23 protein-coding genes, 1 tRNA gene and 2 pseudogenes are annotated in these 20,817 nt (G+C 73.4%); 11 read left to right on the top strand and 15 right to left on the bottom strand.

Annotated features, from left to right (window positions below; genetic code table 11):
* Positions 1-4: 4 nt before the first annotated feature.
* The 4 genes from ABZ570_RS07235 (at position 5) to ABZ570_RS07220 (ending at position 2,243) form a co-directional block, all read left to right on the top strand.
* The gene (locus ABZ570_RS07235; RefSeq protein ID WP_358058178.1) at positions 5-529 is read left to right on the top strand and encodes a phosphotransferase; all 525 of its coding nucleotides are present in this window, start codon (positions 5-7) and stop codon (positions 527-529) included.
* Between the two features lie 70 nt (positions 530-599).
* Complete coding sequence (locus tag ABZ570_RS07230; RefSeq protein ID WP_358058175.1) at positions 600-1,265, top strand: hypothetical protein; 666 nt, start codon at positions 600-602, stop codon at positions 1,263-1,265.
* Between the two features lie 89 nt (positions 1,266-1,354).
* Complete coding sequence (locus ABZ570_RS07225; protein ID WP_358058172.1) at positions 1,355-1,549, top strand: general stress protein CsbD; 195 nt, start codon at positions 1,355-1,357, stop codon at positions 1,547-1,549.
* 79 nt (positions 1,550-1,628) lie between these two features.
* A complete protein-coding gene (locus ABZ570_RS07220) occupies positions 1,629-2,243 on the top strand; it encodes a DUF6461 domain-containing protein (protein WP_358058169.1) in 615 nt (204 codons plus the stop codon).
* Positions 2,244-2,443: 200 nt separating this feature from the next.
* Here ABZ570_RS07220 and ABZ570_RS07215 read toward each other — a convergent pair whose 3' ends face one another.
* Positions 2,444-3,466, bottom strand: a complete 1,023-nt coding sequence (locus tag ABZ570_RS07215) for a hypothetical protein (protein ID WP_358058166.1) — start codon at positions 3,464-3,466, stop codon at positions 2,444-2,446.
* A gap of 709 nt (positions 3,467-4,175) precedes the next feature.
* On the opposite strand from ABZ570_RS07215, the pseudogene ABZ570_RS07210 reads away from it, so the two are divergent.
* Positions 4,176-4,451, top strand: a pseudogene (locus ABZ570_RS07210) (hypothetical protein); the annotation flags it as partial.
* A 178-nt stretch (positions 4,452-4,629) separates the two neighbouring features.
* On the opposite strand, the gene ABZ570_RS07205 reads toward ABZ570_RS07210, so the two are convergent.
* The 7 genes from ABZ570_RS07205 to ABZ570_RS07175 form a co-directional block, all read right to left on the bottom strand.
* Positions 4,630-4,703: transfer RNA gene (locus ABZ570_RS07205), tRNA-Ala, on the bottom strand.
* A 171-nt stretch (positions 4,704-4,874) separates the two neighbouring features.
* Complete coding sequence (locus tag ABZ570_RS07200) at positions 4,875-5,432, bottom strand: dihydrofolate reductase family protein (protein WP_358058163.1); 558 nt, start codon at positions 5,430-5,432, stop codon at positions 4,875-4,877.
* A gap of 132 nt (positions 5,433-5,564) precedes the next feature.
* On the bottom strand, positions 5,565-6,356 hold the full coding sequence (locus ABZ570_RS07195) for a hypothetical protein (protein WP_358058160.1): 792 nt from the start codon (positions 6,354-6,356) through the stop codon (positions 5,565-5,567).
* 178 nt (positions 6,357-6,534) lie between these two features.
* Entirely contained in the window at positions 6,535-7,179 is a 645-nt protein-coding gene (locus tag ABZ570_RS07190) for a GNAT family protein (RefSeq protein ID WP_358058157.1), read from the bottom strand.
* Positions 7,176-8,489 (bottom strand): gephyrin-like molybdotransferase Glp, encoded by a 1,314-nt coding sequence (glp, locus tag ABZ570_RS07185; protein WP_358058154.1) that lies wholly within the window; start codon positions 8,487-8,489, stop codon positions 7,176-7,178. The genes ABZ570_RS07190 and glp overlap by 4 nt, the downstream gene beginning before the upstream one ends.
* Positions 8,486-9,439: a UTP--glucose-1-phosphate uridylyltransferase gene (locus tag ABZ570_RS07180; protein ID WP_358058151.1), complete on the bottom strand. Its 954-nt coding sequence runs from the start codon at positions 9,437-9,439 to the stop codon at positions 8,486-8,488. Before ABZ570_RS07180 ends, glp begins: the two co-directional genes overlap by 4 nt.
* Positions 9,440-9,448: 9 nt before the next feature.
* Positions 9,449-11,722 carry a diguanylate cyclase gene (locus tag ABZ570_RS07175; protein WP_358058148.1) on the bottom strand — a complete coding sequence of 758 codons (2,274 nt, stop codon included), beginning with the start codon at positions 11,720-11,722 and terminating at the stop codon, positions 9,449-9,451.
* Positions 11,723-11,804: 82 nt separating this feature from the next.
* Between ABZ570_RS07175 and ABZ570_RS07170 the strand changes: the two genes are divergently transcribed.
* Positions 11,805-12,470 (top strand): 5-formyltetrahydrofolate cyclo-ligase, encoded by a 666-nt coding sequence (locus ABZ570_RS07170; RefSeq protein WP_358058145.1) that lies wholly within the window; start codon positions 11,805-11,807, stop codon positions 12,468-12,470.
* Positions 12,427-12,672 (top strand): annotated as a pseudogene (locus ABZ570_RS07165) (FmdB family zinc ribbon protein); the annotation flags it as partial. The gene ABZ570_RS07170 and the pseudogene ABZ570_RS07165, both read left to right, overlap by 44 nt.
* 14 nt (positions 12,673-12,686) lie before the next feature.
* Here the strand turns inward: ABZ570_RS07165 and ABZ570_RS07160 are convergent.
* Positions 12,687-12,893, bottom strand: a complete 207-nt coding sequence (locus ABZ570_RS07160) for a hypothetical protein (protein WP_358058368.1) — start codon at positions 12,891-12,893, stop codon at positions 12,687-12,689.
* Between the two features lie 305 nt (positions 12,894-13,198).
* On the opposite strand from ABZ570_RS07160, the gene ABZ570_RS07155 reads away from it, so the two are divergent.
* Complete coding sequence (locus ABZ570_RS07155) at positions 13,199-13,696, top strand: flagellar biosynthesis protein FlgA (RefSeq protein WP_358058142.1); 498 nt, start codon at positions 13,199-13,201, stop codon at positions 13,694-13,696.
* 125 nt (positions 13,697-13,821) lie between these two features.
* Here the strand turns inward: ABZ570_RS07155 and ABZ570_RS07150 are convergent, their stop codons facing one another.
* The gene (locus ABZ570_RS07150; RefSeq protein WP_358058365.1) at positions 13,822-13,995 is read right to left on the bottom strand and encodes a hypothetical protein; all 174 of its coding nucleotides are present in this window, start codon (positions 13,993-13,995) and stop codon (positions 13,822-13,824) included.
* Between the two features lie 164 nt (positions 13,996-14,159).
* On the opposite strand from ABZ570_RS07150, the gene ABZ570_RS07145 reads away from it, so the two are divergent.
* Complete coding sequence (locus ABZ570_RS07145) at positions 14,160-14,789, top strand: hypothetical protein (RefSeq protein WP_358058139.1); 630 nt, start codon at positions 14,160-14,162, stop codon at positions 14,787-14,789.
* Positions 14,790-14,795: 6 nt separating this feature from the next.
* Here the strand turns inward: ABZ570_RS07145 and ABZ570_RS07140 are convergent, their stop codons facing one another.
* Positions 14,796-15,278 carry a DUF2231 domain-containing protein gene (locus tag ABZ570_RS07140; protein WP_358058136.1) on the bottom strand — a complete coding sequence of 161 codons (483 nt, stop codon included), beginning with the start codon at positions 15,276-15,278 and terminating at the stop codon, positions 14,796-14,798.
* A gap of 174 nt (positions 15,279-15,452) precedes the next feature.
* On the opposite strand from ABZ570_RS07140, the gene ABZ570_RS07135 reads away from it, so the two are divergent.
* Together ABZ570_RS07135 and ABZ570_RS07130 are read left to right on the top strand one after the other, a co-directional pair.
* Positions 15,453-15,881 (top strand): Fur family transcriptional regulator, encoded by a 429-nt coding sequence (locus ABZ570_RS07135; RefSeq protein WP_358058133.1) that lies wholly within the window; start codon positions 15,453-15,455, stop codon positions 15,879-15,881.
* A gap of 79 nt (positions 15,882-15,960) precedes the next feature.
* Entirely contained in the window at positions 15,961-16,812 is an 852-nt protein-coding gene (locus ABZ570_RS07130) for an oxygenase MpaB family protein (RefSeq protein ID WP_358058130.1), read from the top strand.
* A 29-nt stretch (positions 16,813-16,841) separates the two neighbouring features.
* Here ABZ570_RS07130 and ABZ570_RS07125 read toward each other — a convergent pair whose 3' ends face one another.
* From ABZ570_RS07125 to ABZ570_RS07110, 4 genes are all read right to left on the bottom strand, one after another.
* Entirely contained in the window at positions 16,842-17,687 is an 846-nt protein-coding gene (locus ABZ570_RS07125) for a PD-(D/E)XK nuclease family protein (RefSeq protein ID WP_358058349.1), read from the bottom strand.
* 143 nt (positions 17,688-17,830) lie between these two features.
* On the bottom strand, positions 17,831-18,445 hold the full coding sequence (locus ABZ570_RS07120) for a MarC family protein (protein ID WP_358058127.1): 615 nt from the start codon (positions 18,443-18,445) through the stop codon (positions 17,831-17,833).
* 40 nt (positions 18,446-18,485) lie between these two features.
* Positions 18,486-19,352: a PHP domain-containing protein gene (locus ABZ570_RS07115; protein WP_358058124.1), complete on the bottom strand. Its 867-nt coding sequence runs from the start codon at positions 19,350-19,352 to the stop codon at positions 18,486-18,488.
* A gap of 54 nt (positions 19,353-19,406) precedes the next feature.
* On the bottom strand, positions 19,407-20,699 hold the full coding sequence (locus ABZ570_RS07110; RefSeq protein WP_358058121.1) for a hypothetical protein: 1,293 nt from the start codon (positions 20,697-20,699) through the stop codon (positions 19,407-19,409).
* Positions 20,700-20,817 lie beyond the last annotated feature (118 nt).

Genomic DNA, 20,817 nt, shown 5'->3' with positions numbered 1-20,817 from the left:
ACCGATGTGGCAGGGCCACCGCACCTGGGCCGGAGCGCTGCGGGCCCTCCTTGACCGGCGGGTAGCTGCCTTCCACCCGACCCTGCGCGGCACGGTCGACATGTTCGACGAAAAGCTCGCCCGCGTCCGCCACCTGATCGACGGCCTCCGTCCGCCCCGCACCGTCACGATCCACGGTGACCTCGTACGGGAGAACGTCCTGGTGACCCCGGCCGGTGAGCCGGCGGCCCTGCTCGACTGGGGCTTCCTGTCCACGGAGGCCGACCCGGCCTTCGAGGCGAGCATCACCGCCGGGGTCTTCGACATGTACGGGCCGGCCGGCCGCAGCCTGGACGAGGAATGGGTCGAGAACCTGTGCCGACTGTTCGGCCACACCCGTCATCAGCTGCTCTTCTATCGCGCGGTCTACGCGCTGCTGACCAGCAACTCCTACGATGCGGAGGGGCAGGACGGCCACTTCGCCTGGTGCGCCGCGGCACTCAACCGGCCGGACATCACCGAGGCCCTGTGGTCGGACTGGGCGGCGTAGCGGCTGCCAGGTTCGTCGACGGTGGCACGGTTGACCACAAGGGACGCCGCGCCCGGGGTAGCGTGCCGACATGCGCGAGCAGACGGGCGACGGGCGACAGGTTTTCGTGTCGGCCGATGAGCGACCAGACTTACGAGATTCGCCGGTGATCGACCTGGACGCGACCCCGGAACAGCCCGCGCACCCCGAGCCGGGCAGGCAACTGCACGGCTGGCAGGCGTTCCGCTCGAGGCGGGTCTCCCTACCGCTGGTCCTGGCCCTCCTGCTGGGCACGGCAGCCGTGGCTGGCGTCGGCACCTACCGGTGGCAGGCGCGGCAACAGCGCCTGGCGGCTGAGTCCGTCGCATCGTTGCTGGTCCTCGGGCAGGCCGAGATGACGTCCGGCAGCGGGGACGGGACAGTGGGCAGGATCGAGTCGTCGGTGATGGTGGTGAACTCCGGGCCCCTGCCGGTGGAGGTCACCGACATCCGCGCCGCGAAGGACGGCCTCGCTCTCAAATCGGTCAAGCCCGATGTCGTACGGCCGGGGGTGGGACGGTTCACCGTGTGGCTGACGGTCGACTGCACCACGGCGGTGCCGAACGAGTCGGTCCCGGTCACGTTGTCGGTCCGCACCGCGAACGGAAAATCCCGCGAGGTCACCTTCCACCTGCCGGCCCGCCCTTGGCAGTTCGCGTTCGAGTCGATGTGTCTGCCACCGCCCGGGTTCAAGGGCACGCCGGTGCCGGTTCGGTAGCCGACCAGGGTTTCCGTCCAGGACGAGCGGGGACGCGGGCCGGGAGGGGCGGGCTTCGCCCCGGTTCGCCACCACGACAGGGAGCCGACATGAGCTTCACCGAGCGGGCGAAGGACAAGATCGAGCGGCTGGCCGGCCCGGCCCGGGCGCGGATGGGCGACATGGCCCAGAACGAGCGGTCGGAAGCGGAACGGGTGACCCGGCGGGACGAGATCCAGGGCAGACAGCGCGGCGAGCACGTGCAGGAGGACGCCCGGGACACGAGGGGCGATTTCACCAGCTGACCTCGATGGCCGCGTCAGGCTGCCGGGCCCGGAGCCTACGACGGCCAGCGGCGTCGGTGGTGCCTGCGAAGATCCGGGTATGAGCGCAGCCGCCTCCGACTACACCTGGTTCGCTGACCGCTTCCCCGGTTTGATGGAGGCCTACTGCTTGACCTTGGTCAACGGGCTGACGCCTTCCGGACTCCTGGACCGACTCGGGGCGAGGGAGGAGTGCCGGGTGACTGGTGCCGAGGAACTGCTTGAGCCCGCGCACCAGGCATGGGAGGAACATCAGGGCGACGGGTCGTTCGTCGGCGCAACCGCGGTCGGCGACTGGACACTCGCCGTCGAGCCCAACGGCTACCTCGGCACCCTCGACGAGGCGATCGTCCCGCTCTCGAAGGGCACCCGGCTCGTGTCCCACTTCCGCAATGTCAACGCGGTCGACCACTTCTTCTGGCTGGATGACGGAGAACTTCGACTGCATTTCGAGCCGCTGTTTCCTACCGCTCGGGATGGTAGCGACCCCGACAGCCTGGTGGAGGTGATGCGGCAGGTCGGTTTCGACCTGCGCGAGGAGGATGACGCCAGTTATGAGCTTCATACTGAGGCGGCGTTCGCCCTCGCGGAGTACCTCACCGCGGTTCGACTCACTCCAGAGTTCCTCGAAACCGCGACATACGTCTGCGGCATCGCCCCAGTGCCCGGCAGGTAGAAAGGGTCCAGGGCTGAGCCGCTGCACAAGATCAAAAAGACCTCCCACCAGTTGCTGTGCTCAGCTGCTGCGCTTCGGCGGAACCGGCGATGCTGCTTCGGCATGAGCAATGGCGAGCGGTCTGGTACGCAGCCTTGAATCTGCATGGAGCAGCCCCGACCACCGAGTGGGCCGGGGGCTGCTGCTGCGGTGCTGATGGCTCAGAGAGCCTTGCCGTTGACGAACAGCTGGGCCGGGCCGGCGGAGGTCCTTACGCCGGTCTGGATGTTGCCGTACGTGGTCGCACCCTCGGTGATCGTGCCGCCGGTGACGAGGTCGAGCGTGATCGCCTCGCTGATGATGGCGCCGTCCGTGACGGGGCCGTCGGTGATCGCACCGGGCGTGATGACGTTGCTGAGGCCTGTGATCTTGTCGGCGTTGGCGCTGCGAAGGCAATCGGCTGGGTTCTCGCCCGGAGCCGCGTCCCACTCGCCCCACAGCACGTTGTCCACGGGCTCGAACTGGTAGTCGCCGAACGACCAGGAACCGAACGACCAACCGCCGAACGACCAACCGCCGAACGACCAGTCGCCAAACGACCAGTCGCCGAACGAGGTTGGGGAAGTCCAGCTGGTGTCGCCGACCTCGTAGGACTCGACTCCCTGCCGGCCGTTGACGATGAAGCCGTTGTACTGGTTGGCCTTGCGGGCGTCGACGTCGAGGTTGTAGCTGACGCTGCCGGAGAGGACGCCGGTACGGCTGCCGGTCCGGGTGCCGGCACGGGAGGCGTCCCGGGTACCCTCGCGGGTGCCGACGTGCGAGGCGGTCCGGATGCCGGTGCGCTCGCCGCCGCGCACGCCGTCGCGGTGGAACGTCTTGGTGCCGTTGCCGTTGGTGAACGTGCAGGTCAGATCCTGCGATATGACCTGCTTGGCGACCTGGGTGCCGGTCTGCGTCCCCGACTGGGTGCCGATCTGGGAGCCGATCTGCGAGCCGACCTGGGTGACGTCCTGCGACAGCGACTGGGACGTCGGCTGCTTGTAGGTGAACGCGAGGCTCTTGCTGTCGACAGCCTTCTGGAGCGCTGCGTTGTTGTAGCCGAGGGCGGACTGGACGTCGCCCTTGCCGATGAAGCCGACGCCTGTGGTCGGGTCGACGTTGACTGACGCCCAGGCGGAGGTGGTGCCAAGAACGATCGTCGCCGTAGCCGCGATGCTGCCGATGAGGATGCTACGAACCCGCATGTACTGCTCCCTTCGTCGTGCTGACGTTTCGTTTGCCGATGCCGGCGTGCCTTGCGGTCTTGCTGCTGCGGCTCATCTACAGCCACTGCTCGTGCAGTTGAGACGGTGCGCCGCGGGGTCAGCTGACGCACAGTAGGTTTGGCGGAGGTGCAGAAACGATGCGGCCGAATCTAATGAGTTTGTCAGTGCGTAATTCCCCGATAAGCTGATACGCCGTGCGTTGCCCCCGGTGGGCGTTCAGGACCAAGCCTCGCGGCCAGGCACCGGACGAGGTGAGGCGGTTCCTGCGGTGGATCGGTTGCGCGGTCTGGTCCTGCGTACTGACATGGCTCAGCGTGGCGCTTTCTCCTCCTCCGATCAAGCCGATGATCAGCTAGTACACCTGCTGATCGGATACATTTGCCTGTCCAAGGAGGAGGCTGCCCCGCCGCTTCGCGGCGACTTGGTGACGGTTCGTCGGACGGTTACGCCAGCGGGCCCCAGCTGCGACGGTGGCGGGAGCTGTACCACGCGCAGCGCGGGGACATCCATGCGCTGAGAGCGGTCGCGGGCGGTGCCTGTGTCGCACACCGGCTCTCGTACGGCGTCAGCCGCGACCACCACGCTCGGCAGCCGGCGCACATGCCGTCGAGTCCTCGGACGTGAACCGCAAGGATCATCTGCTCCTGCCCGTCCTTCACCCCTCCCCTCCCCCGACCAGTGGCCACGATTGATCGGAATCCGATGCCGAGCGCGACACGGCAGGTCGGCTCCGCATCGGCAGGCACGCCGCCGCCACCGCCGCCAGCAGCACACCGGTCGATGCCGGGCCTGGCAGGACAACGGCCTGGTCTTCACTACCCGCCTCGGGACGCCGGTCGAGCCGAGGAACTTCCACCGCGATTTCAAGACCCGCTGCCGAAAGGCAGAAGTACGGGAGATCTCCGTGCACGCCACGAGGCGGACCGGCGCCTCCCTGCTGGTGGCGCTCGACGTCCGCCCCCGGGTGACCATGCAGATCCTGCGGCACAGCCAGATCGCCGTGACCATGAACATCTACAGCGAGGTGGGCCTCGGAAGCGACCGAGAAGGCGCTCAAGCGCCTCGGCGAGCAGTTCCTCGGAGCTGCTGTACAAGATCGAAAAAGGCCGTCTCCGACTGGCGGAAACGGCCTTTGAGCTGGGTGGAGCTGAGGGGATTTGAACCCCTGACCCCCTCGATGCGAACGAGGTGCGCTACCGGTCTGCGCCACAGCCCCTCCGCTGGCGTACCAGCGTCGGTCCCACCCGGCTTGCACCGGGCGGGCCGGCGACAAGGCTAACAGGTCCGGCACCTCCGACGCGAACCGCCCCACCGGATGAGGAGATCTTGGAAGGAAAAGGCCCCCGGAGGGGCCCAAACCTTCCAAGATCTCCAGGCCCACCTCAGGTCAGGCGGCTGGGGTGTAGGTCAGGTTGAGGACGCCGCTCTTGAAGGTTTCGTGACTCACCAGGTGCAGCGGGTACGTCGGCGTCTCCTCGAAGAGCCGCTGGCCGCGCCCCACGGCGATCGGGTGGACCAGCAGCCGCAGCTCGTCCAGCAGTCCGTTCGCCAGCAGCCACCGGACCGTGGTGGCGCTGCCCGACATCGCGATCTCCCCGTCGGCCCGCTCCTTGATCTCCCGCAGCCGCGCCGCGACCTGCTCGGACTCACCGGACAGCAGGGTCGAGTTCTGCCAGGTCGCCTCGGTGAGCGTGTTGGACAGGACGTACTTCGGCACCGAGTTGATGAACGTCGCGAAGTCGCCGTCCTCGCCCCCGGTGTGGTTCGGCCAGTACTGCGCCCACTCCTGGTACTGCCGGCGCCCCATCAGGAACGCCGTCGCCGCCTCCATCCCGCGCCCGACGGCGGCGCCCATCTCGTCGTCGAAGTAGGGGAAGTGCCACTGGTCGGGCCGCTCCACGACGCCGTCCAGCGAGATGAAGAAGTTCGACACGATCTTGCCCACGTTGCGCTCCCTGGTGTCACTGGCGCCCGCCCCTCCGCCGGCGCCCTCACCATCCCGTCGAACACCCCCCACCAAATTCGACACCCACCACCCAGTTGATCGACAGGGCGGAGCGGGGGCGGGGTGGGGGTGTCAGGCGGTGTGGGTGCCGCGGCCGGCCTCGTAGGGGCGGCCGCGGAGGCCGCCGGCGCGGCGGTAGGAGACCGAGCCGCCGCTCGCCGCCGGCGGGAGGTCCGCCGGCCGGTCCAGGCCCATCGCCGTACGCCGGACCGCCTCGCGCTGGGCGGCCAGCCGCCGCTGCGCCTCCCGTCGAGCCGCCGCGCGTCTCGCCTGCTCGCGGCGCACCTCGGCCTGGCGGGCGGCCAGCCAGGCCGCCTCCCGGGCCTCCGCGCGCCGCCGCCGCCGGTCGGCCAGGGCCAGCTTCCGCAGGTGTACGACGTACGTCACGAGCAGGGTGCCGGTCACCGAGACGCTGATCCAGAACCCGGGACCGACCAGCACCACGCCGATCAGCTCGACGAAGTTGAGCAGCAGCAGCGCGGCCAGCACCCGGCGCCGGCGGTAGATGGCCGGTGTGTGGCGGCGCTTCGGCGGGTGCCGTCCACGGGACCTGGCGGGGTCGGGCGACACCGACCGGAGCCGACCGGAGCGGCGCGCGGCGGGCGGGGCGGAGACCGGCGGAGCCAGACTCTTGGTGTCGGCATCCTCACTCAGGGTGATCACGAGGGATCTGGGCGGCCGGATCGGTCGCCGTCCGGGCACGGTGCGACGTCGACGGCGGCGCTGGAGCACCCGCGCCGTCGACTGCGCCCGCTCCGCCACCAGCCGCTCGGTGGCGTCGTACCGGCGGACCAGCGCCGGCGCGAGGGCGAGCAGGCCGGCGGCGGCGAGGACGGCGAGGAGCACCGAGGTCGGCACCCTCACCCCTCCCGTCACCAAGATTCGGGCCCGCGCCGTCCGACCGCAGCATCTTCCGTCGTCCGTCGTTCACGGCGCAGATCGTGCAGTCGCGCAGCGCTTGCCGCAGCTTGCAGTTACTTGAGGTTACGGGCCGCCGACCCGGTTGACCGTACGCCGCGCCGGGCGTGGCGGGTGGGACGCTTCACCCGCGGCTGTCACGTACGCGGTGCCAGCGGGCCAGCAGCCCGCCCTCGGCGGCCACTTCCTCACTGGTGATCGCGTATCCGATGTGGTCCCGCCAGGCACCGTCGATGTGCATGTAGCGGACGTGGTAGGCCTCCTCGCGGAAGCCCAACTTCTCCACCACCCGCCGGGACGGCTTGTTCTCCGGCCGGATGTTCACCTCGATCCGGTGCAGCCCGCCGGGGCCGAACGCGTGGTCCACCGCCAGCGCGACCGCGGTGGGGATCACGCCGCGACCGGCCACCCGGGAGTCCACCCAGTAGCCGACGTACCCGGAGCAGAACGCCCGGCGCACGATGCTGCCCACGTTGAGGTGGCCGACCAGCCGCTCCTGCCCGTCCTCGCGCAGGCAGACGGCGAACGGCATCCCGTCACCGGTACGCGCGGACCGCCGCTGGTCGGCGTTGACCAGGCGGAAGGCGGCCGGCGAGTTCAGCTCGTCCCAGCTGCCGGGCAGGTGGGACTCCCAGGGGGACAGCCAGGCCCGGTTCGCGCGCCGGATCTCCGACCAGGCCACCGCGTCGGAGCGCCGGTAGGGCCGGAGTACCACCGGTCCGTCCACCAGCACCGCCGGCCAGCCAGGCGACCGTCGAAACAGGCTCACCGGCGTCGGTCCAGCAACAGCACGTCCACAGTCGACCCGGCCGCCGCGGTGGTGACCCGCTCGCCGAGGACCAGCAGGCCATTCGCCTCGGCCAGGCCGGCGAGGGTGAACGGACCGCCGGCCAGCGGCTGGACGGTGTAGCCTCCGCCGCGCCGCTCGGCCACGTGCGCGGGACGGAACTCGCGCAGCCCGCCCGGGGACGAGACCGTCTCCAGCAGGTGGGCCCGGACGCTGGGCCGGAACACCGGCTCGGCGCCGGCGAGCAGCTGGATGGCCGGGCGGGCCAGCACCTCGAAGCCGATCAGCGCCGCGCCGGGCTCACCGGGTAGACAGACCACCGGCACCTCCTCGGCGCCGACGGTACCGAATCCGAGGGCCGTTCCGGGATAGAGGGCCACCTCTGTGAAGGCCACCGGTCCGGCCCGGCCGCCCTCCCGGCGGGAGAGGATCCGGCGGACCATGTCGCCGGGGCCGGTGCCGGTGCCGCCGGTCGTGATGATCAGGTCGGCCCGCAGCGTCTGGTCCTCCAGCAGGCCGCGCAGCGCCTCCGGGTCGTCGTCGCAGATCCCCACCCGGTACGCGAGCGCCCCCGCCTCGGCCGCGGCGGCGGTCAGCGCGTGCGAGTTGGTGTCCACCACCTGGCCGGGCTGGCTGCCTCGGCCGACGTCGACCAGCTCGTCGCCGGTGGCCACGATGACCACCCGCGGGCTGGGCCGGACCACCACGTGGCCGATGCCGGTGGCGGCGAAGACGGCGACCAGCGCCGGCGAGACGTACGCGCCGGCGCGGGCGAGCAGGGCGCCGGCGGGCAGCTCCTCACCGGCGCGGCGGACGCCGTACCCGCGCTTGGGGGCGCGGAAGATCTCCACCGCCGCCATGCCCTGGTCGGTCCACTCGACCGGGACCACCACGTCGGCGCCGATGGGCAGCGGCGCCCCGGCCGCCACCGAGAAACACGAGCCGGGGGTGAGCCGGACCGGCCGCCAGCTCGCCGCGCCCAGATCGCCGACCACGTTCAGTCGGATGCTGCGCCCACCGCGCGTACCGGAGGGGGCCGGGACATAGCCCGGCCCCCGGCTCCCTCCGGAGATGTCCTCCCAGCGCGCGGCGTACCCGTCCATTGCCGCCTGGTCGAAGGCGGGGTACGAGTGCGGTGCGACGACGTCCTCGGCGAGGACGTTGCCGTACGCCTGGGTGAGGTCGAGGTCGAGCGGAGGCAGCGCGCGTAACCTGCGCAGCACGCTGCCCAGGTAGTCGGCGAGCGGCATCAACTCGTTCGCGGCCGCCTCGGCGTCGGCCGTCGCGGTCATGTACTGGGACCGCCCGACGCGTCCGAGTTGACGAACTCGGTCAGCCACTTGCGGAACTCGGCGCCCAGGTCCTCCCGCTCGGCGGCGATCTGGACCACGGTCTGGAGGTAGCCGAGCGGCATGCCGGTGTCGTAGCGGGTGCCCCGGTAGACGATGGCGTGCACCGGCACCCCCTCGTTGCGCAGGATCTCCATCGCGTCGGTCAGCTGGATCTCCCCGCCGCTGCCCGGCTCCGTCCGCCGGATCGCGTCGAAGATCCGCCCCGGCAGCACGTACCGGCCGAGGACGGCCAGGTTGCTCGGGGCCTCCTCCGGCTTCGGCTTCTCCACCATGCCGGTGACCTTGACGACGTCGGCGATGTCGCTGAACCCCGGCTCGGCCGGCTCGACCGAGGCGATCCCGTACCGCTTGGTCTCGGCCGGGTCGACCTCGAAGAACGCCAGCACGATGCCGCCGGTGCGGGCCTGCAGCTCCAGCATCGCCGGCAGCAGCGGCTCGTCCATCTTGACGAACTCGTCGCCGAGCAGCACCGCGAAGGGCTGGTCGCCGACGTGCGACTCGGCGTAGCCGACGGCGTGACCGAGGCCCAGCTGCTCGGGCTGCCGGCAGGTGTAGATCTCGGCCAGTTCCTCCGGACGGCGTACCGCCTCGAGCAGCTCCGGCTTGCTCTCCAGCCGGGCCTCCAGGTCGGGGCGGCGGTCGAAGTGGTCCACCATCGAGGTCTTCCCGCGCCCGGTGACCAGCAGCACGTCGGTGAGGCCGGCCTGGGCGGCCTCCTCGACGATGTACTGCAGCACCGGCCGGTCGACGACCGGCAGCAGCTCCTTCGGGACCGCCTTGGTGGCCGGCAGGAACCGGGTGGCCAGGCCGGCGGCCGGGATGACCGCCTTGACGGCGCGGGAACGGCCGGTCGCGGCCGTCGCTGGGGGATTCGCTGAGTGCTCCGACATGTCGCGAGACTATCGGCCACGGCTCTGCCGCGGCGGGTGAGGACCGGAAGACGCGCCGCCCTGACCCGCACCCGCGGAGTCCGGCGGGCCGGCCCGGGGCAGCCCGTCCGGCGGGCTGACCGCGGCGGCCACCACCGGGATCTCCCGGCCGGGCACCGGGTCGGGGGCCCGGGCCAGCCGGTAACCGTCCCGACCTGCGGCCTTGGCCGCGTAGAGGGCGTCGTCGGCGGCGTCGAGCACCTGCTGGCCGGTGGCGGCGTGGTCGGGATACACCGCGATGCCGATGGACACCGTCACCGGCACCCGGACGGGCCCGCCCGGGTGCCCGTCCACCGGCACCGGCTGGCCCCGGACCACCGCGCCGAGCCGCTCGGCGACGATGGTGGCGCCCCGGGCATCGGTCTCCGGCAGCAGCACCACGAACTCCTCGCCGCCCTGCCGGAACGCCAGGTCCACCTCGCGGATCTCGCCCCGTACCCGGCGGGCGAACTCGACCAGCACGGCGTCCCCGGCGGCGTGCCCCCAGGTGTCGTTGACGTCCTTGAACCGGTCCAGGTCGAGGGCGAGGACGCTGAGCATCCGGCCGAACCGGTTCGCCCGCTCCACCTCCCGCCGGATCGACTCGCGCAGGTAGCGGTAGTTCCACAGCCCGGTCAGCGGGTCGGTCAGCGAGAGCCGCTGCGCCTCCTCGTGCACCCGGACGTTCTCCACCGCCACCGCCGCGTGCCCGGCGAAGGTCCGCAGGGTGACCAGGTCGTCGTCGTCGAACCCGTCCGCGCCGAGCCGGTCGTAGAGGGCCAGCACGCCGAGCGCCCCCGACGACTGCTCCAGGTCGCGGCGTTGCGTCAGGCCGGCCTTCATCCGGTCCGGAGCGGCGCCCAGCGGCGCGGGCGCGGCGAAGGGCACCGCGATGTACGTCTCGCAGGTCGGTTCCCCGACCGGGGTGTCCGGCGGCTCCCACCGGCCGCGCAACGGCTCCCCGGTGGCGGCCACGGTGCCGATCACCCCGGTGCCGACCGGCACCCGCAGCGTCGCCGGGTCGGCCCGGTCGCCCCCGGAGCCGTCGGCCATGGAGCGGTCGGGCGCCGGTGCCGATTCGGCGGGTGCCGGGTCGGCACGGTCGGTGGTGGGCCAGCGGCCGTCCAGCCCTTCGACGCACCGGCCGACGAGCACGCCGTCGCCGTCGAGCAGCAGCACCGCGCCGGCCCGGGCGCCGGTCGCGGCGATCGCGCTGCGCAGGATCACCCGCAGGATGCGTTGCAGGTCGTGGGTGCTGGCCAGGGTGTCGCCGAGCACCGCCAGGTGCCCGCGCAGCTGGTCCCGGCTGCTGGTCAGGGCGGCCACGTAGCTGCCGGTCTCCCGGGCCATCCGGTTGAACGCGTCGGCCAGCCGACCGATCTCGTCGCGGCTGCGGACCGGCACCCGGGCGGTCAGGTCGCCGCGCGTCACCCGGTCCACCGCGCCGGCCAGCTCGACCAACGGCCGGGTGGTCACCCGGGCCAGCCGCCAGGCGGCCAGCACGGCCAGCGCCGCGGCGAGCACCACCGCGCCGACCAGGGCGGCGTACCCGCCCGGCGAGCGCTCGCCGGGGACCGAGAGGACCAGCGGCAGCGGCTGCCCCGGGGACGGGCCGAGCCGGCGGACGTACCGGCCGTCGCTGGTCTCGGTGACCCCGTTCCCGTCGACCCGACGGGCGGCGGCCAGCACCGCCTCGCGTACCGCCGGGGTTTCGGTGGTGTGGGTGACCCGGTCGGTGCCGGCGGAACCATCCAGCAGGGTGACCGCGACGCCGGTCACCGCGGCGAGCCGCGCGACGAAGGCCGGGTCGACGGGCTGCGCGGCGGTGACCGCGCCGAGGTCGGCACCGGTGGCGTCGCGGAGCTGGACCCGGGCGGCGAGCGCGCGGACCGGGCCGGCTGCCGGCGGAGCGCCGTCGCAGTCCTGCCAGGGCCCGGCCGGGCCATCCGGGGTGAGGTAGCTGGACCGGCCGACGGCGTCGGTGATCAGCACGGCGGCGGCCAGGCCCCGCCCCACCACCTGGTCGGCCGCGCGGGGCCGGGCGGCGGGGTCGGTGACCAGCGCGACCGCGTCGGCCGCCGCGCGCAACTGCTGGCAGAGGGCGTCCACCGAGGTACGCACCGCGGCGGCGGCCAGGCCCAGCCGCTCGGCGGAGCGGCTGCGGTCGACGGACGAGATCATGGACCCGACGAAGAAGGCGCCGAGCAGGACCGGGCCGAGCACCACCGCGAGGAAGGCTGCCGTCAACCGCCCGCGTAGCGTCAAGCTTCCTCCCGGAAGTTCCGCGCCCTTCCTGCGATGCTGACACAGCGCGACGGGGAGGCAAGCGTTGCGTTAGGAGTGTTGCGTGCCGGAATTTTCTGATGGAGCGGATGTCGCGCATGAGGCGAAGCGGGACCTGCGGGTCGGGTTGCTCGCCCACCGCCGCTCGCTGTCCGCTGCCCGCCGGGCGGAGGCGGCGGCGGCCGTCCAGGCCGAGCTGGTCTCGCTGATACGCCGGCTCCGGCCGGCCCGGATGACCGGGTACGTGCCGGTCGGCTCGGAGCCGGGCGGGAGCGAACTGCCGGAGGTGCTGCGCGCGGCGCTCCCGCCGGAGGCGGAACTGCTGCTGCCGGTGCTCCGCGAGGACCTGGACCTGGACTGGGCCGCGTACGCCGGGGCCGGCTTCCTGCGGGCGGCCGGGCGGGGGCTGCGCGAGCCGACCGGGCCCCGGCAGGGCCGCTCCGCCGTGGCCGCGGCCGAGCTGGTGGTCGTCCCGGCCCTGGCGGTGGACCGCCGCGGGCAACGGCTGGGCCGGGGCGGCGGCTCGTACGACCGGGTGCTGGCCCGGGTGCCCGCGGGGACCCTCACGGTGGCCCTGCTGCACGACGGGGAGCTGGTCGAGGCGGTGCCCGCACAGCCGCACGACCGCCCGGTACGCGCCGTGATCACCCCCACCGGCGGGCTGCGTACCCTGCCGGCGGTGCCGGATGTGGAACCGAACGCTTCCGCTGGACGAACGCGGGTTCCATGACGCACCATTGGCACTCGAATACGTCGAGTGCCAACCGACCGCGCCAGATCCGGAGGAGAACGTGCCTACGTACCAGTACGCCTGCACCGCGTGCGGCCACCAGCTCGAGGCGGTGCAGTCCTTCAGCGACGAGCCGCTGACCGAGTGCCCCACGTGCGAGGGGCGACTGCGAAAGGTCTTCAACTCGGTCGGCATCGTGTTCAAGGGTTCCGGCTTCTACCGCACCGACTCGCGCTCCTCCGGGTCCGACAGCACCACGAGCACCTCGGGCAAGCCGGCCACGTCCGAGTCGTCGTCGAGCTCGTCGAGTTCGTCGAGTTCGTCGAACGGGTCGAGCAACGGCTCGTCCACCTCGACCAACGGCTCGTCCGGCTCGAGCAGCGGCTCATCCAGCAAGACCCCCGCCGCCAGCACCTCCAGCACCTCCTCCTGACCCGCGACCCGCGCCGCCTGCGCGCCGGACGCCGGACGCCGGACGCCGATTCAAGATCCGCGCAAAATCCTGGAAGAAGTGGCTGTCCCCGCCAGGGACAGCCACTTTTTCCGTGAAAGAGGGGTTTCCTCTCGGCGCGGGCGCGAGGTGGAGTTAACACAGGCGGACGAAGGTTTGGGGGTTGTCCACAGGCGGGTGGGTTTTCCACAGGGCGGCCGTCGCGGGGCCCCTCGGTCCGCTCTGCGTTTCTAGGCTGCTGGCGTCCATCGGGTCGGCGGGCGGGAAGGGGGCGCGGGTGGTGGCGGGCGAGGGATCACTGCGGCCGGTGCACTGGCGCGGCCTGCCCCGGGGCACCACCCTGCTTCGGGTGACGCTGGTCGCGGCGCTGCTCGGCCTGGCCGCCGCCGTCCTGCACACCCCCACCGGTTGCCCGCCCGGCGCGACCCCGACCCACCCGGGCCCGGCCGCGAGCCCGGCTCCACCGGGCGCCGCCCGCCCGAGCGGTGCTCTGCCGCTACCCGGCGGGTCGGTCGGCGTGCCGGTCCGGCTGGCCGAGCCGGCCGCCCTGGCGGTACTCCGCCCGGGCGCCCGGGTGGACCTGCTGGTCATACCGGCGGGAGGGGCGGCCGGGGAGGCAACGCTGCTCGCCGCGCGGGCGCTGGTGCTCGACGTGGTGGGCGCCGGGGCGGTCGACGGTGCCTCCGCGGTCTATCTGGCGCTGCGGCCGGAGCAGGCGCAGCGAGCCGTCGGCGTGCCCGAGGGCAGCCGCTTCGCGGTGGTGGTACGCGAATGACGGCACCCGGCAGGCCGGCGGTGGCTCCTGCCCCACCCGCCCAGTCGCCTTTCAGCCTGTCGACCGGCGCGTTCCGGCGCCGGCCGGTCAGCGCCGCCGCGGCCGGTCAGCCCCGGCGCGGCCGGTCAGTCCCAGTGCGGCGGGCGCTCGGCAAGCAGCCAGTCGTCGTTGCCGCCGGATCGCTCGCCCCAGCCACGGTCCGTGTCGTCGGTGGTCTGCTCGGGCAGCACCACGAAATCGTCGCTGAGGTCGACCACGCGGTCGTCGTCGCCGCGCGCACGCATGCCGGGATCGCTCACGAACGGCAAGGATACCGGCGAAAAGGAAACAGCTCGACCATGCGACCGGCCACGGGCCGGGCTCGCCCGCTGGTCCCCCGCATTCCCGGTGCCCGCTCTCGGGGCCGGCCCGCCCGTCGCGTCCGGGCGGCCGACGGGCCGAGGCGTTGGTAGCGTCGGACGGCGTGACGACGCCGAGCGGTGGCAGCCCCGACGACGAGTTCTGGCGACGCCCGACACCGGCCCAGCCGGCCGGCGGCGTCGACAATGACCAGCCCGGCGAGGCGGCCGCCCCCGGCCAGCCCGCCGAGCCGGACGCCGGCATCGGCCGAGCCGAGAGCCCGTGGCCCGGCGGGGCGCAGACCGGCGGCCCTCGACCCGAGGTGGCGCAGGCCGGGGGGCCCTGGACCGCTCCTGCGCAGTCGCCCAGTCCCTGGTCGGGCACGGCCCACGCGGACGATCCGTGGGCCCGCCCGGGTCCGGGCGGGGACTGGCAGCAGGCCGGCGGCCAGCCGCCGCCCCCCGGCAGCCAGCCGCAGCCCGTTGGCGGCCAGTCGCAGCCCCCGGGTGGCCGGCCCGGAGCCGCCCGAGACGGCGGATACGCCGGTCCGCCGCCGACCATCCCTCCCCCACCCGGCTGGCGACCACCCCTGCACGTGCAGCCCGCTCCACCGCGCCGGCTTCCACCGCAGGACATGGCCGCGATGGACCAGGCGGAACAGCAGGCCGAGCGCCTCACCTACGGCATCGGCGCGGTCGCCGGGGTGGTGCTGGTGATCCTGATGTGCCTCCTCTGCTCGCGGGTGATCTTCTGACCGGGGTCAGATCGTCCCCTCCCAGACCACCTGGGCGCCGCTGTCGCCGGTCAGGTAGACGTACACCAGCGCGAAGACCGCGAGGACGACCACCACCCCGGCGAGCACCGGGACCAGCCAGCGGGGCAGGCCGCGCACCCGGGCCAGGCCACTGGCCAGCAGCAGGAGCAGGAGCGCCGCCACGGCCAACCCGATGGTGTACCAGAGCAGCGTGTCGCCGTACTCGGAGTGCTCCTCGATCTTCCTGAGGAACTCGCCACCGATCCCCCGCTCCCGTTGTGCCTCCTCGAACGCTTCGCCGGACTCCGTCGCGACGTAGGCGGCGATCGGCGTCACCACGGCAAGGCCCGCCACCGCCCAGTCGAGCCGGGAGCGCCACCGAGGCACCAACCCGTACGCGACGGAGATCAGCGCCAGCAGCGGCACCAGCACCACGACGACGTGTACGACCAGGACGTGAAGCGGCAGGCCGTTGAATTCCCTGAACACCGGACACCCCCAACGAGTGGACCAAGCGCGCGTCAGCGTACGACGGGAGGAGGAGTCCGCACCTCCGTCGCATCGACACACGCGCGTGTCGGGAACGCGGTTCACCCTGTGGCCCCGGCCACCCCGATTCCCAGCTCGGTTGTCGCCCCCTCGGCCACGTGCTGTCATGGACCCATGTCCAGTGGCGAGGAACTTCTCCGGTCGAGGGGCCTGCGGGTCACCCGGCCGCGACTCGCCGTGCTGGACGTCCTCGCCGCCGGCGGTCACCTGGAGGTCGACGAGATCACCCGACGGGTCCGCGAGCGGCTCGACTCGGTCTCCACCCAGGCCGTCTACGACGTGCTCGGCGCGCTCTCCCGCGCCGGCCTCTCGCGCCGGATCGAGCCGGCCGGCAGCCCGGCCCGGTACGAGGCGCGCGTCGGGGACAACCACCACCACGTGGTCTGCCGCGGCTGCGGCGAAATCGCCGACGTCGACTGTGCCACCGGCAGCGCCCCCTGCCTCGACCCGGACATTGCACACGGCTTCGAGGTGGACGAGGCGGAAGTGACCTTCTGGGGTCTCTGCCCCGCCTGCCAGGCGCGCCGCTCCGCCGACGACTGATCCGCCCGTCGGCGGTCGACGACGGGACGGGCGGGGCCGGCGGGCACGTGACCGGCCCGGCGCATGGCACTCTTGGGCGGTGGACACCGATGACCTCGGGCTGTTCGGCCCCGGATCGGTCACCTGGAGGGTGCACGCGGAGCCGATCCTGATCGTCGCCGGCCTGCGCTCGCTCTACCTTCAGGCGTTGCACCCCCGGGCGATGGCCGGCGTCGCGCAGAACAGCAACTACCGCACCGACGCGTGGGGCCGGCTGGTCCGGACCGCCACCTACGTGGCGACGACGGTCTACGGGACGACTGCCGAGGCCGAGGCGGCCGGCCGGCGGCTGCGTACGCTGCACGGCCGGATGCGGGCCACCGACCCGTTCACGGGCGAGGAGTTCCGCATCGACGACCCGGAGCTGCTGCGCTGGGTGCACGTCGCCGAGGTCGAGTCGTTCGTCAGCACCGCCCGCCGGGCCGGGCTCGCCCTGACCGACGCCGAGGTCGACGCGTACTACACCGAGCAGCGCCGGGCGGCGGCCCTGGCCGGGCTGGACCCGGCCGACGTGCCGGGCACCGCCGCCGAGGTGGCCGACTACTACCGCCGGATCCGCCCGGACCTGCGGATGACGAAGGAGGCGGCGGAGATCGCCCTCTTCCTGACCGCCCCGCCGATCCCCTGGAAGCTCAGCCTGCCGGTGCGACTCGGCCTGCACCTCGGCCCGCCACGCTGGGCGTACCTCGGGATCGCCGGCACCGCGCTGGCGCTGCTGCCCGCCTGGGCGCGCCGCTTGTACGGCGGTCTGGGCCTGCCCACCACCGCCCTGTCGGCGGATCTGAGTGTCCGCGCGCTGCGGCTGGCCCTGGCGGCGCTGCCGCGCCGCTACCGGGAGGGGCCGTTGCAGCAGGCCGCCAAGGAGCGCGCGGCCCGGCTCACCGCCGCCTGACCGCGCCCTGCCAGCGGCACCGGGCCCGATCAGTCCAGGTCGGCGGCCGGGGCGGCGGGGCGTTCCACGGCCGCCCACGGGTCCTTGCCGGGCGTCTGTGCCCCGGTGGGGCAGGTGCGCCGGTAGTCGCACCAGCCGCAGCGCGGCCCCGGGGTGGCCGGGAACGCCTCGTCGGGGTCGGCGCCGTCGGCGACCGCCCGCTCGGCGGCCATGATGTCCCGGGCGGTCTCCTCGGCGCGGGTCAGCTGCCGGTGCAGCGACTCGGGGGTGTGCTCGTGCGCGGCGACCGTGCCGGTGGGCAGGTGGTGCAGCTCCACCCGGCGGCAGGGCCGGCGGAACACCCGCTCGGCCGCGTACGCGTAGAGGGCCAGTGCCTGGGAGCCGCGGACATCGTCGGCGTCCAGCCCGGTGCGGCCGGTCTTGTAGTCGACGATGACCAGCTCGGGCCGCCCGTCCGGGCCGGGGCGGGAGTCGATCCGGTCGGTGCGGCCGTTGAACGCCAGCACCCCGGTCTTGACGGCGACCACCCGTTCCACCCCGACCGGCTCGTCGGCCGGGTCGAGCCCCGCCACGTACGACTCCAGCCAGGCCAGTGCCCGCCGGAAGGCGTCCCGCTCCTGCTCGTCGTCGCGGTAGCCGTCGCGCACCCAGGTGCCCTTGAGCAGCGTACCCAGCACCTCGGGGCGACGGCGGTCGGGCGCGAGCGCGTACCAGTTCTTCAGGGCGGTGTGGACGCTGGCACCGAGCGAGTTGTGCGCCCACGGCGGCCCCTTGGGCGGCGCGGGCCGGTCGACGTACGAGTAGCGGTAGCGCCGGGGACAATCGACAAACGCGCCGAGCTTGCTGGGGGTACAGACGAAGAGGCGCTCCGGCATCCCCTCGAAGCCGAGCTGCTCGGCCTGCTCCGGGCGGGGCCGGGGCGGCCGGCCGCCGGTGGATCGTCCGGTCGGGGAGGGTCGTCGCACCCCTGAGATCCTGCCATCCCGGTACGACACCCCGGCGGCGCCGGGCCGCCGGGTCAGCGCATGGTGATGAAGTGGGTCACGAAGGCGGCGATCGCGTCGGCGATGAGCTGCACCGCGATGGCGGCCAGCAGCAGGCCGGCGATCCGGGTGAGCACCTCGATGCCGCCCGGCCGGAGGACCTTGACGATCACGCCGGAGAAGCGCAGCGCCACCCAGACCGTGACCATCACCGCGACGATCGCGAGGGCGATCGCGAGGTAGTCGGTGGGCCCGCCGGCCCGCTGCACGAAGAGCATGGTGGCGACGATGGCGCCCGGCCCGGCCAGCAGCGGGGTGCCCAGCGGCACCAGGGCGACGTTGGAGGTGGTCTGCTGTGTCGGGTCGTCGGCCTTGCCGGTCAGCAGCTCCAACGCGACGAGTATCAGCAGCAGCCCGCCGGCGGCCTGCAACGCCGGCAGCGAGACGTGCAGGTAGGCCAGGAGGGTCTGCCCGGCCACCGCGAAGATCACAATCACTCCGAGCGCCAGCGCGACTGCCTGCCAGGCGGCCCGGTTCCGGTCGCGGGCCGGCAGGGGGCCGGTGAGCGCGAGGAAGATGGGCAACATGCCGGGCGGGTCGACGATCACCAGCAGGGTCACGAAGACCTCGCCGAAGAGCTTGAGATCCACCCGAACACGGTAGCCGCGCCGCGGAGAGCGGAAACGCGGATCACCCCGAAGCGACCGGGGTCACTCCGCTGGCCAGGGCGACGAGGCGTTCGTACGCCTCGGGGTCGGTGGTGTGCGCGCCGAGCTGGACGGTCTTGTGCGTGCCGTGGAAGTCCGACGACCCGGTGACCAGCAGGCCCAGCTCGGCGGCGAGCCGCCGGACGTGGGCCCGCTCGGCCGGTGTGTGGTCCTCGTGGTCGGCCTCCAAACCGGCCAGCCCGGCCTCCGCCAGGGCCGCGATCAGCTCGTCGGGCACGATCCGCCCACGGCGGGAGGCCCGAGGGTGGGCGAAGACGGGCACTCCGCCGGCCGCGCGGACCAGCGCCACCGCCCGGAACACGTCGATGTCCTCCTTGGGCAGCCGATACCGCTCCCCCAGCCAGTCCGGCCCGAACGCCTCGCTGGTGGTGGCGACCAGCCCGGCCCGGATCAGCGCCTGGGCGATGTGCGGGCGGCCGACCGTCCCGCCGGCCGCGCCCGCCAGGATCTCCCGCCAGCTCACGTCGATGCCGTCGGCCTGGAGCAGCCGTACGATCCGCTCGCCGCGTTCCGCCCGGGCCCGCCGGACCCGGGCCAGCTCGGCGACCAGCTCCGGATCCGCCGGGTCGAAGAGGTACGCGAGCAGGTGCAGCGGGAGCGCCGGCTCGACGCCGTGCCACCGGCAGGAGAGCTCCGCGCCGCGTACCAGGGTGAGGCCGGACGGCAGCGCGCCGACCGCGGCGTCCCAACCGGCGGTGGTGTCGTGGTCGGTGATCGCGACGACGTCGAGGCCGGCCGCGGCGGCGGCCCGGACCAGCTCGGCGGGGCTGAGGGTGCCGTCGCTGGCGGTGGAGTGGGCGTGCAGGTCGATCCGGGCGGCAACGGTCACGCCGCCGACGCTACCGCCCGGGCGCCGCGACCGGCCGCCCGAAGGGTACGCCGGTCAGGGGCGGGTGTCGGCCACCACGACCGGCCGGTCGCCCGGGGCGACCCCGTCGACGGGCGAGGTGGTGGGCTGCTCGCCGGCTGCCACCTCGTCTGGGCGGACCCGGACCAGCGCGCCGGCGGCGTCGACGTGCAGCGCGGCGCCGGATCGGGTCCAGGTCACCACCCCGGTCACCGCCGGCCCGGCCGGCCGGGCCGACCCTCCCGAGCCGAGCGTGCCCAGGTCGACCAGGAGTGCGCTGTCGCGTGCGCCGTTCACCAGCAGCCACCGCCCGTCGGCGGAGACCTCGCCACGGCCGTCGGCGGCGAGGTTCGGGCCGCAGTCGGTGCGGACCGGGGCGAGGTTCCGGGCCGGGTCGAGCAGGGCCAGGCAGGGTCGCCGGGGCGCCCCGGCCGAGATCTGGCCGACCACCCGGCCGTCGGGGCGGGTGCCGTAGACGTTGAGCACGTCCCGGTTCGCGGCACCGAGCTGGTCGTCGACCGGCGGGCGCCAGACCCGGAACCCGCCCCGGTCGGTCTGCCGGATGAGGACGGCGTCGCCGGCGAAGCCGACCGGCACGGCCCCCGCCGGGGCCGCCGTCCGGACGGTTGCGAGAAGCTGGCCGGCGACCACGCCGGCGGCGAAGATCTCCGCCCCGTCGCGCCAGGCGACCTGGCGCCCGTCCGCGGCGACCGCGACCGCGTCCGCGCTGGCGAGCACCACCTGCGGCGCCCCACCGGTCGGCGGCATCCACCAGAGGGTACGGCCGGCCGCCGTGACCGTCGAGGTGAGCAGCCAGCCCCCGTGGTTGGCAACGCGCTGCGCCCGCTCGAGCGTGTTCACCCCGGTCAGCTCCCACCGTTCGCCGCCGTTGGTGTACAGCCAGTCGCCGACGATCAGATCGAGTTCGGGGCGGACCGGGCCGGCCGGGGGCGGCGGGACGGTGGACTCGGTGGGCAGCGGACCGGGCGTGAAGCCGCGCGGATCGCCGAGCACCACGGTCGGCGTGCCCTGTTGCCCGCTGGGCCCGCCGAACTGTGCCATGCCGGTGGTGACCAGCACCGTGGCTACGCCGGCCAGGGCGAGACCGGTCAGAGTACGCCGACGGCCGACCCGCCGGGCCCGCCGGAGGGCCATGCCGGCCGGGTCGGCGGCGAGCGGCCGCGGCGTGGCGACCCGGCGGGTCAAGGTGTCCCGCAGCGCCCGCTCCAGCTCGTCGTCGGTCACGGGAAATGGACGCTCCAGGCCGCCCGTCTGGTTGTCGCAGGGGTTCGGCGAACGGCTGATGACTCGCTCGCTCCGCTCGCTCATCGGGTCTCCACCGGCATGCTGGTGGCGGGGCGGGCGACGGCCGGGCTCGCAGGGAGCGGAGCCGGCCGGACCAGCGGCGGGCGCGCGGCGCGCGTCGGTGCCGCCGGCGGCGCCGCGG

Origin of the sequence: Micromonospora sp. NPDC007271 (genome assembly GCF_040634005.1) — a bacterium.
GTDB lineage: Bacteria > Actinomycetota > Actinomycetes > Mycobacteriales > Micromonosporaceae > Micromonospora.
This window is presented reverse-complemented; position numbering and strand designations above follow the sequence as displayed.